The organism is Limosilactobacillus rudii (assembly GCF_014145455.1).
GTDB classification, from domain to species: domain Bacteria; phylum Bacillota; class Bacilli; order Lactobacillales; family Lactobacillaceae; genus Limosilactobacillus; species Limosilactobacillus rudii.
The window spans coordinates 187,268-201,624 of sequence record NZ_JACIVB010000054.1 but is presented as its reverse complement, the minus strand read 5'-3'; the positions used below and the strand labels follow the sequence as shown (position 1 = coordinate 201,624).

Genomic DNA, 14,357 nt, shown 5'->3' with positions numbered 1-14,357 from the left:
GTCAAAATGACTTCGGTGTCTTTTTTACATATTACTTTAATTTTTTACCTTCTAAGCGTAATTCTGCCAGCCATTTTGAGTGTTTTTCTTCATAACTTCGGTCAGTCTTAATGAAGAAGTATGCCCCAGCGGCAGCAATAGCAACAACCGTTCCGACCAATAATGTTTTGGCTGTAAAGTTTGTTACCATATAGCAAGAAACTAACAATGCCAAAATTGGAATTAAATATTTCCCGGGTAATTTGAATCCGTGCGTTGGATACTCATTACTGTGTTCAAACTTCACAACAGCTAGAATTGAAGGAACGTATTGAACAAATGAAGCTAAAACCGTACAACTAACAAGAAAGAGGTAGCTCTGCGTAGCAAATAATGCTGAAAGAATTGAAGTCAAAATGATCCCTACCCACGGAGCATCATGCTTATTCTTCTTACCAATAAATTTAGGAAGCATTCCATGTTCGTTAGCCATTGATGCGATTAACGATGGCGTATTAAACGAAGCTGAAAAGGCAACGCCAAAGATACTTACAAGCATTCCAAAAATAATAAAGGCGTAACCCCATTTACCGATTGCCAGGCCTAACGCATTAGCTAATGGTGTCGAATAACCACCAAGTTTGGTCCCAGCAAGCCCGACTGCGACAATCATCATTAATGCGTCTAAGATAGTAACACTAACCATTACAGCAATAAGTACACGAGGAATATTCTTTTCAGGCTTATTCATTTGTTTAGCAGCAATTGGCAAAAAAGAAAAGCCAGTAAACAAGTAAAAAATAGGTGTAAATGCTGCACCAAAGTGGTGAAGGAATGGCATTGGTCCCTTTAAGGCTGCCTGTGGAATAACTGGTGAAAAGTTTGCTTTATGAATAAAGAAAACACCGACAACGATAAAAATAATCAACGTCAGAATCTTTGCTGCGGCCGAAATATTATTGACGAGTTTTACAAGTCCCCGCCCGAAGAAATTAATAAGTGCAAATAGAAGAATCAAACCAAATGCCCCAATGCCATAAGCAAGCGGGTCGTTAAAAATAGGCAGGAAACTTTTAAGCGTAGTCAATAGAGCAACAATCTCCGCAGAAAGGGTACAACAACCTAAAAACCAAGTAAAAATTCCTAATTCGTATCCCGTAAAGCGACCAAATGCATGATAAGAATACAACCATGCAGCTCCTGATCCGGTAAAACGACTTGAAAGATCCGCATAACATAATGCAATCATCGATACAGTAACAGCAGTACATAACAAAACGGCAACAGCTGACAGGTTCATATCCCGATAAATAACAGACGGAAGTAAGAATGTCCCTGAGCCGATAACACCATTAATTCCTAAAAAGTAAATCGACATAAAAGATAGCTTCTTAGGTACAGACTTTTGACTAGCGATAGTAATCACCCCACACAAAATTATAATTTCATTTATATTGTAGTCGTCTTGAGATAAAAAGGTAAATTATCAGCTAGCAATTCTAAAAATATTTTGTTTTATAATGTTGTACTGAGAAGACAGTGTTATACAATATGTTTATACCTATTTTTAATAAAAGGATTGGATAAAAATGTCAGAAGAAATCACTAATTTTATTTTTGATATTGACGGAACATTAATTGATACTTTAGACATGTATATGCCGGCAATGATTGATACATTAGCTAAACATGGTCACCCAGTTGCTCCAGATAAAGTTGAACAAACAAAACACGATTTATTTGGTATTACCGGTAAGGATGCGTTACGCCTTGCAGGGATTGCTGAAGAGGAAATCCCCGCTATTCAAAAAGATTGGTTCAACCTTGCTTATGAACGGGCAGATCGCGCTAAAGTTATCGAAGGTATTCCAGAGATGCTAAACGCACTAGCCCACCGAAGCAACACAAAAATTGCCATTGCCACCTCAAAACTCGCTGATGAGTATCAAGAATATTTTGTTAAGCAATATGACTTTGCAAAATTATTTAAGGTTGCCATTACTTCTGCTGATACTAAAAAACACAAGCCATCCCCAGACCCAATCTTGGCAGCAATGAAGGCAATGAATGCTGATCCACAAAAAGCAGTGTACGTTGGCGATACAATTAATGATCTGAAGGCTGCCCATGCGGCTGGAATTAAATTTGCAGGAGCATTGTATGGTTCAGTAAATCCAGATAGTATCAAGGATGCCGATTTCCCACTACATAAGCCGAGTGATCTTTTAGAAATCTAATACTTCTCCCATGGCCGTATACGTCATGGGCTTTTTTATTCTCCCCTAATAATATATATACGTAAAAAATGGGCTATTGCACTTTTAAAAAGCAAGAAGCCGGGAAAAACATTTCTCGACCTCAACCTATTACTAATAGTATTCGAACTTATAGAGTCTAATCGCGGGAATTAACCAGAGCCTTAGAGTCTAATCGCGGGAATTAACCAGAGCCTTAGAGTCTAACTACGAACGATTCTGATGATTACATCATCATTCATCGTTCTCGGTTAGCCAACCAGGCTCTTGTAGAGGTTAATTCCCAGCTTTTTTTTACATTTCGATATAGCCTAAAATTCATCTGGCATTCCGTAAACATAACCCTGACGGAGATTAATATCTAATTGGTTGACCAGTGCATCCTGCTCATCCCGTTCCACCTTACCGACAACTGGCGTTACCTGATGTTTTTTCAGGTATTGTTGCCATTGTGCAAGAGTAATATCAATCCACTGCTCGGGCGATTTATTAAACGAACGGATGTTAAATTTAACATAATCCGTATAGGGAAGAAGATTCTTTAAAAGAAGAAAAGTTCTTTTCGTTGAATCAACGTTTTCAATTGTTATTTTAATATGGGGATGATCAAGCTTTCTTAATAAGCGATGAAGTTTTCGCCGTTGGATAAAGCTCGCTTGTTGAATATCCCGCGCATCGATTTCAATGGAAAGCTGTCGATTATTGATTAATCCTAAGACCCACTGAAAAAAGTAGCTTGCGCGGAAGTCGGTAATTTGACTAACAGTCATGTTAAGGGCAAGTATTTTGATGGAATTAATAATTTGCGGGTCAATTTGCCGAATGGTTAAGACCATTTTACTTAGTGGAAAATTATTCACGTTTCTCGGCAAACGCCACTGCTTTTGAACTGAATCGAATTCACGAAGGAGAAGTTCATATCCCTGAATCTTTTGATAATGATCGTAAATTGGCTGGCCAAAATATTTATAACGTTGTGCGAACTCATCCTCCTTATCGATCCCACGCTTATACCGGTAACGAATCGTTGCTTCAATACAAAAAATGAGACAGATAATCGTGAAAATAACAAAGACCCACCATAAGAGAAAACGAAGATCAGCCATTACTATCAGCCTTCCTTTCTGGACTAACCCATTTACCACTACCGTAGCCCATGATTGTTTTGATTGCTTTGGGAAAGGTAGTGACTATGGTTAAGGGATTAATTAGCCAAGTAACTAAAAGATAGAGTGGTGCAAAAGCAAGGTAACGCAATTTAGTACCGCGGAAATCCAAAATTAACGCAGCAAGAATTTGCATTAGCCCGGCAATTAATTGGAAATTAACAAAGATCATACTCATCACAATCCCGTGCCAGACCCGTTCATCGTTTCCGGTAAATAGGAAGTAACACATTGTCAGCAAGAAAATGATACTAGTTATCCAGAAGAAGAACGACCATATAATTGAAAGAGTAGTATCAGCCAGCATCGGAATAACAAAGCGGTGTTGCCAAGGATGGCGGATAATTTTGGTAAAGTTAGTCAGCCAGACTTCGGTACCACCTTGAGCCCATCGTTTTCGTTGCTTATAAAGATCACGAAATGTTTCGGGAACATTCATGTGAAAAATGATATCTGGGGCGAATTTGGGAGTAATATTCATAAAGGTATGATCCCAAGCAATACTAATATCCTCCGTGGCGCGATCTTGACGGAAGCCACCAACACTGATTAAGAAATCCCGACGGTACATTGTGTTAGCACCGCTATATGCATACATTGTATTGTTAATCGCAGTTTGGCTCCGTTTAATAATGCCCACGATACTTGAAAATTCGACTGTCTGAGATTTTCCCAAGAGAGTTGACCGGTTATAAACGTCCATATTGGCCGTGACAGCAGCATAATTAATCCCTTGAGGACTAGTGAAATAGCACATGTACTTTTTAAGCGCATCTTTTTCGGGGAGAGTATCCGCGTCGTTACTAAGGATATATTCGCCCTTTGCGAAGAACATTCCGATATTAAACGCGTGGGCTTTCCCCTGATTTTCCTCAATCCTGATTACCCGTAACCGTGAATATTCTTTTTGTAGTTCTGCCAAGATTTGGGGAGTATGATCGGTACTACCGTCATCCATTACAAGAACTTCATAATTATGATAATTAAGCTGGGTTAGAAGGTACTCAAGCGTTTTACGGATGACAACCTCTTCATTATGTGCAGGAATCATGATTGTAATAAATGGTTCATTCGTTAGTTTCGAAGGCTGATTGCGATCCTCACCACGGTGAAACAGCACATATGCGAATGCACCACAAAGCCAGAACATGGCACCAAGAATCGGGTAAAGGCAGAGAATGAGGTTGATAATAACGACAAAAGACATCCATGGCGATGATGTTTGAAAGACACCATTAAAGATATTTGAAACCACTATTCATTTTCCCCCATTCGGTTACCGTTAATAATTTCTTTCAGTTGATTTTTAGCAAGATTTTGTTCGGCAGTAACCTTAAATCTCTGTCGCTTTTCACGATCTACTCGCGGGCCAAAACGGTTAGTCATAAATGCTTCAGCCCGGGACTGCTCCCAGTTGCTCTTGGTCAAGTCAAACATCGGCCATTTTTCAACTAGCCCCCGGGAACGGAGGTGTTGGATATACCCCATTGCCAGACAAAAGACAGCGATCATTCCTAAAGAGAAGGCGAGAAAGATGCAGAGAAAGTTTAACTCACGAAATCCTTCTGCATAGTTCCAAAATAAGTGCCCTCTTTGCCCGTGAGTTCGGTAAGCAAGGTAAGTAGCACTGGTAATGATAATTGGGGTAAAAAGAACGCACCAGCTAAGCAGCGCGATCAGAGTTTGCCAAAGTTTAATCCCCCAGTGACCCTTTTCAAAATAATCATCTTGATAGTTATGGTGTGCTTTTCTTTTCATGTATTAATAATTAGGTAATTAGTGTTAGCTTATTACCCATATCCTCCCTAGATTGTCAAAAATTCATATAAAAATCATATCATAAAAAGCCTATATAAATGCTTTAATATTAAGTTGAATTGATAGATAAACCGTGTTAAATATTGAGTAGACTACGTGAAGATAGCTTACCATGTCCCTTAAAAGAGGCGTTTTCTTACCATCTTTTAAAAAAAGTCCTTTTTCGCTGAAAAAAAGCTAGAATATATTCGCTAATAGCAGTAAAATTTGATAACTCTTACAAATTATTACGAAAAGGTGAAATGAGTTTGATAGTCAAAATCCTAGGAGCGGTCATATATTTGCCAATAATTGTTAATTGTATGATTATTAGTCAAATTTATTTTGAACATTATTGGGGCTCATATAAGAGCAATCGCTTAGCTAATTTTGTTTTAACAGCGATTATAACAGTTACTTACTTTTTTCAGGAGTTTTGCTTACTCCAATTATCGTGGATCAACATTGGAGAAGCTGCGTTTATGCAGGTTGTCTCAATTACAATGATTTTTCGCAATAGGTCTAATTGGCTATGGTGGTGGTTACTGATACTGACACCGCTATTTACGAACATAGTTGAAGTAATGATGGGGTTACAGACATGGAACACATGGTGGATTTGGCTTGGGGAGGCCCTCACTTTTGGCGTTCTTTGTACTATTCTGACGCATGGAGATGCCTCAACGTTACACATTCGTTACGTCTTGGCAATTATTATTCTTGGTGTAATTAAATTGGTTACGTTAAAAATCGAAAACCAGTTAACTTTGGTCAAGGTACTAGCACCAACGGTCGGTTTATTAGTTATTCTATGTTCCGAAGGTCAACGCTATCGAAGTGAAATTAAAAATAACCTGAGGATTAAGCAACTACAGACAAAAATCGAGCGAGATGACCTTACTGGACTACTGAACTACCGAGCGCTTAGTGAAAAGATTAAAGAATTAACAGAGAATGATGCAATTCATGATATTGTGATTGGTGGCCTTGATATTGATCATTTCAAGCGAATTAATGATACTTATGGTCATTTCGTTGGTAATAAAGTTCTTAATTATTTTTCCACAGTGTTACGCAGAGAAATTCATCAAGCATTTCCTAATCATGGCTACGTCTACCGTTTTGGGGGAGAAGAATTTAGTATTGTGGTATCTAATCATTCAATACTCGAGGTTTACACACTCCTCCAGTCAATTGAGGATTATTTTGCTAAAAAACCAATTGTGACTAAAGAAGGAATTAAAATTACCATCAGTTTTTCTTGCAGCTTAACTAATCGTTTGAACGGTGAAACATTAGAGCATACCTTGAAGAGAGCTGACAAAATGTTGTATAGTGTAAAAAAGGATGGTCGAGGATGGATCATCACTGATCAACAATATAAGTCAATGAACAAGTAATAATTATCTATAAAAACAGTAATAACGAAAAATGAATGGGTGAGGAAAATTAAAATTAGTGGTGATAAATTACATAATATTTTTCAACCAATTTTACGTGTTGATCGGAAATTAAACGCCGAGATCAACGCATATGAAATGTTAATTCGTGATTCCTCAGGGGCTTTCCCTGGAGCAGCCTTTTTTAATCAACTTGCGACTCAAGAAGGAAATAAACGCTGGATTGCAATGAGTCAAGAATCGTTGACAGCGGTACTAGAAAAACACCCTCAGCGAAAGATCTATATTAACCTTGAACCATGCCAAATGGAGTTTCAGGAGACCTGGAAGTTTCTAAGTGAAGTCTATCAACGATATGGATCACAGGTCGCAATTGAAATTACAGAACGGCGGGAAACAGTTCATAGTTTGGATTACTTGGATGATGAAATTCAGCGATTAAAGCAGCTCGGGTTTGAATTAGCAATTGATGATGTTTGTGCAGGGAGCAATAGCTATGCGTTTATTGTCCGTCAGCTAGGGGTAATTCAGCGAATCAAGCTTTCGTTATTAGTCTTTAAAGACGAAGATCAAGAAACTAAACGTGAATTTATCAATGCGTGGTTAGCATTTGCTACTCACCACCATCTGGACTTTGTTGTTGAAGGAATTGCTAGCAAGCAACTAGCCGAGGAATTTGCCGGTAATTCAACGATTCTTCAGCAAGGTTTTTATTGGGGAAAAGGTTCAGCTGAAATTTAATAATATGAAAGAAGCCATCAGAAAGCGATTAGTCAACTTTCTGATGACTTCTTGTTTTTTAAACGGATCAATATTTGCTGCTAAGGTGATTCAATAAATGATTTTAAATGCCTTTGGTTTATTTTTCTGCGTTTTTCAGTTATTTTTTCTTTTTGCCATTAATAATTAGGCTTTCAAAGAATTTCCCCGGCTTCTTCACTTAATTATTATGAGCAACATCTGAAATTGGCTTTAACTCATCGACATAGCCATTAACCTCATCCTTTTGTGACTGGTTAGTGTAGTAATCCCTAATCAATCCTGAGACAGTTACATGCTTGGTGACCATTGGCTTATCCGTTCCATCTACCTGCTTAATCGTTACATTGTTTCCATCTCGTTTGAAGTAAATATAACTGGTAGAGTCACCATACGCCGTAATATAATCAAAACCTGCTGGCCCAACTTTCATCTCTTGTTGGTTACCGTAGTACATCGTACCATCACTCAAATATTCCTTAAACCAATCTGGAGCTTGATTTAACGCCACTAATGTTCCCAACTGCTGTGGTGTTAGATTCTTACTATCACTATTTGTTGAGCCTTGCGCAGAACTCCCTTTTCCGCGCATATCAACAATTTTTGTCTGCCGTGCAACATTCAATATCCGTTTTACCCCATCATGCGAATTCGCATAATCGACCATTTCAGCTGGCGTTGCACCCTCTGCACTGATTCCCGCATCAGTGTCTTCATAGTAAACTTTGTTATTAGCAATCGTGTAGTAAGCAGAATCCAAATGTCCACCATCTTGACGACCATTGTTTAATTTTACAGAATACAATAACTGTGCTCCATTAGGATAGTTTTTATATAATGGTCCATCTCCCTTAGGAACATTATCTTTGTTATAGATTTTTACAGTCGCTCCTTGCCCAGCATTCCCCATATCAGCCGAGTAATCATTTTCTTTTGATCCAGGCATATGCGCATCACGATAATACATCACTAGCGCCGCATTTTCTGCCGGTGTTAACTTATCTGGATTTAAGGAATCATCTGTCGAAGAAGTTATTGAACTGGAATGCGTCTGCTGTGACGTGCTGACAGTTGATGATGCAATCGAACTCGACGAAGATACTTGCCCGCTCTGACTGGATTTCCCACATCCTGTCAGAGTAAGTGCTGCAATTGATAAACAAAATGCTAATGTTAATTTTTTCATTTACTTTTCTCCCAAGTTTTGTTTATCTATTTAATTACTTTTGCAGGCTAGCTCGGCCTATTAATATTGCTTTCTTTTAGCCAAGCCAAAGCCAAACATTGCCAAAGCTGCTCCAAGTAATCCTGCTACAGCTGAACTATTATTTCCAGTTTGTGGTAGCTTCTCAGCATTAGTCATGTTACGGCGCGCCTGTTGCGCAACAAATTCATGACCAGTTAAATTATTAGTCATATTATGCTCTGCTTTTTGCGTACCAATGATGGCTGTTCCAGAATTATTAGTCACTGAACTAGTATTTGACTTTTTATTTACTGTACTTACTGATCCTTTTTGATCATTATAACTTACTTCGGCATTGCCTTGGTTTTGCTGCTTGTCAGCCACTACATGCTGTGAGTCAGCCTTATTTTTATAGGTTTGTAGTTTTTGAGCAGCAACATCATATTTTTGCTGGGCAAGGTCTAATTCTGCTTTTGCACTAGCGACCTTATCATCAGCCTTTTTCTTAGCTTCTTTTAATGAGTTCAAAGTTGATTGTTGCGTTTCAACATCCTTAGAAGCAACTTGTTCAGCGGCAGTTGCATCCTTTAGCTCCGCCTTAGCCTTTTCTAAATTACCCTTAGCATTCTTTAGGTTATCCAAGTCTTGTGTTAACAAGGATAGCTTGGCTTGGGCCTTGTTTAATTCTGCTTGCTTTGCCTTAACATTTTCTTGCGCACGAGTAACAACACCTTGAGCTGTACTTACAGCGGAATTAGCATTATCTAAGTTTGACTGTGCTGCTTGAAGTTCCTTAGCAGCATTGGCTTGGGCTTTCTTAGCTTGGTCTAAGATTTGGGCCTTAGCACCGACTTTAGCCTTAATATCAGCTAGATTTTGATTAGCCTGGTCCAATTGCTTTTGCTCAAATTCAAGGTTTCCTTTACCTTTAGCAAGGGTAGCCTTAGTATCGTTGATTGCTTGCTCAACTTTGGCAGAAGCATTGTTTAATGTCATCAGGTTTGCTTGCAAACTAGTTACATTCTTCTTTGCAGCCTTAACAGCATCTTGGGCATTAGTTAAGTTTTGCTTAGCTGTCTTTATATTGGCCTTGAAAGTCTTAATTTTGTCCTCTTTTAAGACATCCTTAGAATATTTATTAAATAAAGCAATATAATTATCCACACTTAATGGAGCAGAAACATTAATAACATTATTTACATCCCAAGAAACAGCATGTCCATGGCGTCCCATACCAAAGTGAGTAATATCAGGATCCATTAAATTCAAGAAATGTCCCACTTCTTCATATTCATTTGTATGTTGCGCATAAAAATCATAGATAGCTTGTCCAGACTTTAACACATTAGCATATTCTGGATGTTCCTTTAGCATTTCGTTCCAAATAGTTTCCTCATCCATCCAAGACTGAACTGGGTTTACTAAATCAGTAGTTAAATTTTCAGATTGATAAAGACTATCTGGATGATTGAGACCACCATCTTGATAATCAGCATCAATCATTGCAACTGCCATATCGGTCAAAGAAACACCTAAAGCTGAGCGGTCGTGGCTTGTGCGTGCTTGGTTTACTGCAGACAAATACGAAAGAACATTTTTCATTTCTTTGATACTTGTAGCATCACCGTCAGCACCTAAATGAACATGCTGAGCATACCAATCTGGTTCACTACCATAATCTCCTTTATATGTGCCCTTAACAATTTCTAATGCAGTTTTTGCGTCTTCTCTTAGTTCTTCAGAATTATTAGTATCATTAGCAATTGAATCAAAGAATCCAGCAGCACCACTCGCTTCATCTTCTGCAACTTGTTGCTTTAACTTAGTGAGGGCTTGTTGGGCATCCGTTAACGCTTGTTGCTTACTACTTACATTATTTTGTGCCTTAGTTACTGCTTGATTTGCATCATTAATATTCTTTTTTACATCAGCAATCTTCTGGTTATCTTCGGCTAATGCAGCCTGATTCTTATTCAAAGCATCGGTATTTTCACTATTTGTTTTCTTAATAGCATCCAAGGCTGCTTGTACCTTATCAACATTTCCTTGTGCCTCTACAAGACCGCTATTCTTCACATCAGCTTCTGCCTTAGTGACATTATTATCGGCTGCTTGCTTTGCACTCTTTTTATCATTCACTAATTTTTGCGCGTTTGCTTGACTTTGGTTAGTCTTTTCCAAAGCAGATTGCGCTTGCGTTAAATCAGTATTAGCTTTTTCGACATTTTGTTTTGCCGTATTAATAACATTATGTTGATTATCAATACTGTCTTGTGTTTTCTTAATATTTTCAGGAGTTGCTTGCTTTAAGCTTGTTTCATCCTTAGCTACCTTGTCGTGTGCTTGCTTAACAGCCGTTTGCTTATCATTAAGTGTTTGCTGACTAGCGGTTAATTTAGCCTGTTGTTCATTATAAGCACTGTTTGCCTTATTAGCTTCTGCTTGGGCTTGGTTAAGTACCGCTTGTTTGCTATTTACATCTTCTTGCGCCTGCTTAACAGAACTTTCTGCCGTCTTTACTTGATCATTTGAACTGACAGCTTGCGTATCTGTTGCACTATCTGCTGATACTTGCTGTTGCATTGCAACAATCCCTAATGAGGCAACTGCCATCGTAGCAACGACCCAGTTTTTCCCTGCTTTATATAACTTTTTGTGTTCCTTCATAAAGAAATCCCCCCGAACTAATATAAATTTAACTATTAAAACCTTTTTCAGCATAAAACCTATTACTCAACTCATTCAACTAGTTATTCACAATTATTTTAATTTTATCTTTTTAACTGAAAAAATCCTTATTAATTTTCAGTTTTTGTATTTTGGATAAAAATAAGGCATCACTTTACAGCGACACCTTATCTTCTTCATGTGCAATTATATTTATATAATGAAGTTTTTATTTCACGTATCTTGCAAAATTTATCCTTCGTAATGCTTCTTCTTTAATAAGCCAAAACCAAACATTGCTAAAGCAGCACCAAGCAATCCAGCAACTGCAGAATCATTGTTACCAGTTTGTGGTAATTGCTTAGTATTAGTCATGCCTTGAGTTGTTTGATGTGTGGCAACTTCATGGTTAGCTGCAAACTTAGTTACAGTATTATTTGCTTTTTCAGTAGTGTTTATTGATGTAACTTCTGGATTAGTTGACATAGCTACAACATTATTATTTAGATTATTTTGGGCTTTATTATCTTTTGTATAGTTAACTACTGATTTTCCATTTGTATTCGAAGCAACTTGCCGATCATTAAACGTACCACTCGTTTGTTGGTTAGCAGTATTAGTTGTTGAACTCGTATCCGTCTTACCATTTACTATATTCGTTAATGATCCCTGATTATTATTGGCATTATTACCTTTACTGTCATTGTTCGTTTGATGCTTATCAGTATCTTGATTTGAATTATTTTGGTTATTCAAATTCTTTTCAGCATTATCTAAGGCCTGCTTCTTATTAGTCATTGCTTGCTTTAATTGTGCTAATTTAGCCTGATCCTTATCCAACTTGTCTTTAGATTCCTGAAGCTGATCGGATAACTCACTGTTATTAGTAATCTTAGAGAATTCTTCCTGCAATTCAGCCAAATGATACTTTTTAACGGTTGCACTGTCTAGTTTATCAATTGACCAAGTACTAATATTATCCCCATTGGTTGTTCGATCAAATAATAACTCTGGCTTCCCATTATGGAACGTAAATAGATAAGTATCATGTAACTCGGCTGCTTCTGCATTATCAATATTATGGTTATAAAGTGCAACTAATTCATAATCATTAGTTCCCTGACCATCTTTACTTGTTCCAAAAGTTACTTTATTTCCATTAACAAGATATTTCGTGAAGCTACCATAATTTGGCCCCATAGAGTTCCCTGCATTTTTACCATCAAACTTCGTGAATTTCATGTTGTTTTTCTTTGCAAATTGATCCATAAAGCTTTGAAGTTGCTGTCCTTTAAGTGAACTCCACTTATTAGTAGCTTGCTTTAATGCTTTTGCTGCGTTTTCTACAGCAGCCTGATCCTTATTAACCACACTCTTTTGAGCATTATAATCGTTGCTTGCCTTAGTGTACTCTGCTTGAGCATCATTAACGCTGGCTTTAGCTTTAGCAATATTCAAGTTCTTTACAGCTTTATCAAGTGCCGCTTTAAGCGTTGCTAACTTAGCTTGTTCTTGTTGAAGCTTTTGCTTAGCTGCATTCAACTTAGCATGAGCATCATCAGCATTCTTTTGAGCTGTCTTTACATCACCAGCAGCTTTTTGTAGTTGGGCGAGCTTAGCTTTAAGGGTATCTAATTGTGCCTTTGCTTGATTATATTGTTTTTCCAAGTTTGCAACATTAACATCACCATTGCTTGTTGCTTGCGGATTGACAGCTGTACTTAATTTAAGAGGTTGATTATCTTTATTGCCTTGGTATGCCTTAGCTACCAAACACCAATGCGGAATAATTTGGTCACCTTTATTAACCGCCAACGCAACTGAATACTGGTTCGCAGTAGTATCATTAATATTGTGATTATTATAAGTTTGCATAAATAAGGCCGGACCAAAGAGTGATCCCATACGTGTATCACCCTTTAACGAGGAGCCCTTATTACCTGCTGTTTCGCTACTTGCCCAATCCCAATCACTATCCAGAAGGTTGTAAAGAATTAACTTATTCCAGGTTGCTTCTTTTAGTTCATCAAGATTAGTAATCTTCTGTGGATTTATTATATCTGCGCTTCCCCAAGCTGAAATTGCATCATCAATTGCCTTCATAAAGTTTGGCCGTGGACTCAAGTTTAACTCTGGAGCTTGATCATTGAGATCATCAGTGGTTACTAATGACATTTCAAGACTACCAGCGCCACTTTTACCATTTCTAAACATTCCCTTTGGCGTATTTTTATTAATTTCATTGTTAATATAGGTTGCCGTTTCCAATGAATAATTGGTAACCTTTAATTGCATAACATCCCGCAGCAAGGTCCCGTTAACATTCTTTAAATCATACTTCTTGACTAGGTTATTGAGAACACCCGCATACCACAATGATAGGTTCATTGCCACGTCATGGTCTAAATTATAAACATCCTTAATTGCGACCTTAGAGTCATTTTCGTTATGTTGGTATGGATTAAGCGTATTTAACCCTTTAGCAATATTTTGGAGTGTCTTTTCCTTAGCATCAATATCTTTTTCTGATTTATTAAAATCAAAATTGCTATTTATTCCATTTTTATCTTGGTAACCAATAGCAGCGATTTGCTCATTAAATGCCTTAACGTACCCATCAGGTAACTTAATCTGGTTTTGTTCAATACTTTCATTTAGTGCTTGAGCATTGGTAGCACTTGGTTTAGCAACTTCCGTCTTTCCAGGTTGTGCTTGGGTGCCCTTATTAAGCTGTTGCTTATAATTATCAACAACTGCTTGTTGCGAGTTAACAGCAGCACTAGTTGAGCTAATATTTTCATCTGTTGCGCCAACAGTAGCAGCGTTAGTCTTAGCTTGAGCGAGCTTGCTATCAGCAACATCTGCACTGCTTTGTGCAACAGATTTAGCAGTTTCGGCATTGGCAACTACTTGACTCTGCTGATCATATGCAGATTGTGCTTGATCTTTAGTTTGTTGTGCTTTTTGAACTGAATTATTTTCGCTAGTAGCACTTACGGTATCCGTAGTTGTACTATCAGCGGATACTTGTTGCTGCGTTGCCACAATCCCTAATGAGGCAACAGCTAGTGTAGCAACAACCCAGTTTTTACCTGCTTTATATAATTTTTTATGTTCTTTCACGATAAATCCCCCGATATCTTAAAAT

General features: G+C 37.7%; 10 protein-coding genes. 3 read left to right on the top strand and 7 right to left on the bottom strand.

The window, feature by feature from the left end; translation table 11 throughout:
- Positions 1-31: 31 nt before the first annotated feature.
- Positions 32-1,357, bottom strand: a complete 1,326-nt coding sequence (locus H5S39_RS06560) for an APC family permease (protein ID WP_220477071.1) — start codon at positions 1,355-1,357, stop codon at positions 32-34.
- A 211-nt stretch (positions 1,358-1,568) separates the two neighbouring features.
- Between H5S39_RS06560 and H5S39_RS06555 the strand changes: the two genes are divergently transcribed.
- Positions 1,569-2,216 (top strand): HAD family hydrolase, encoded by a 648-nt coding sequence (locus tag H5S39_RS06555; protein WP_182596289.1) that lies wholly within the window; start codon positions 1,569-1,571, stop codon positions 2,214-2,216.
- A gap of 329 nt (positions 2,217-2,545) precedes the next feature.
- Here H5S39_RS06555 and H5S39_RS06550 read toward each other — a convergent pair whose 3' ends face one another.
- From H5S39_RS06550 to H5S39_RS06540, 3 genes are read right to left on the bottom strand one after another with little or no spacing between them, the layout of a single operon-like run.
- Entirely contained in the window at positions 2,546-3,340 is a 795-nt protein-coding gene (locus tag H5S39_RS06550; protein ID WP_182596288.1) for an EAL domain-containing protein, read from the bottom strand.
- On the bottom strand, positions 3,333-4,655 hold the full coding sequence (locus H5S39_RS06545) for a glycosyltransferase family 2 protein (protein WP_231832865.1): 1,323 nt from the start codon (positions 4,653-4,655) through the stop codon (positions 3,333-3,335). The genes H5S39_RS06550 and H5S39_RS06545 overlap by 8 nt, the downstream gene beginning before the upstream one ends.
- Entirely contained in the window at positions 4,655-5,158 is a 504-nt protein-coding gene (locus H5S39_RS06540; RefSeq protein WP_182596287.1) for an ABC transporter permease, read from the bottom strand. Before H5S39_RS06540 ends, H5S39_RS06545 begins: the two co-directional genes overlap by 1 nt.
- A gap of 341 nt (positions 5,159-5,499) precedes the next feature.
- On the opposite strand from H5S39_RS06540, the gene H5S39_RS06535 reads away from it, so the two are divergent.
- Both H5S39_RS06535 and H5S39_RS06530 read left to right on the top strand, forming a co-directional pair.
- Complete coding sequence (locus H5S39_RS06535; RefSeq protein ID WP_231832864.1) at positions 5,500-6,597, top strand: GGDEF domain-containing protein; 1,098 nt, start codon at positions 5,500-5,502, stop codon at positions 6,595-6,597.
- 39 nt (positions 6,598-6,636) lie between these two features.
- Complete coding sequence (locus tag H5S39_RS06530; protein WP_182596286.1) at positions 6,637-7,338, top strand: EAL domain-containing protein; 702 nt, start codon at positions 6,637-6,639, stop codon at positions 7,336-7,338.
- A gap of 199 nt (positions 7,339-7,537) precedes the next feature.
- On the opposite strand, the gene H5S39_RS06525 is transcribed toward H5S39_RS06530, so the two are convergent.
- From H5S39_RS06525 to H5S39_RS06515, 3 genes are all read right to left on the bottom strand, one after another.
- Positions 7,538-8,542: an Lreu_0056 family protein gene (locus H5S39_RS06525; protein ID WP_182596285.1), complete on the bottom strand. Its 1,005-nt coding sequence runs from the start codon at positions 8,540-8,542 to the stop codon at positions 7,538-7,540.
- A gap of 60 nt (positions 8,543-8,602) precedes the next feature.
- Positions 8,603-11,209 (bottom strand): KxYKxGKxW signal peptide domain-containing protein, encoded by a 2,607-nt coding sequence (locus H5S39_RS06520; protein ID WP_182596284.1) that lies wholly within the window; start codon positions 11,207-11,209, stop codon positions 8,603-8,605.
- 252 nt (positions 11,210-11,461) lie between these two features.
- Positions 11,462-14,332, bottom strand: a complete 2,871-nt coding sequence (locus tag H5S39_RS06515; protein ID WP_182596283.1) for a DUF4767 domain-containing protein — start codon at positions 14,330-14,332, stop codon at positions 11,462-11,464.
- Positions 14,333-14,357: the final 25 nt, after the last annotated feature.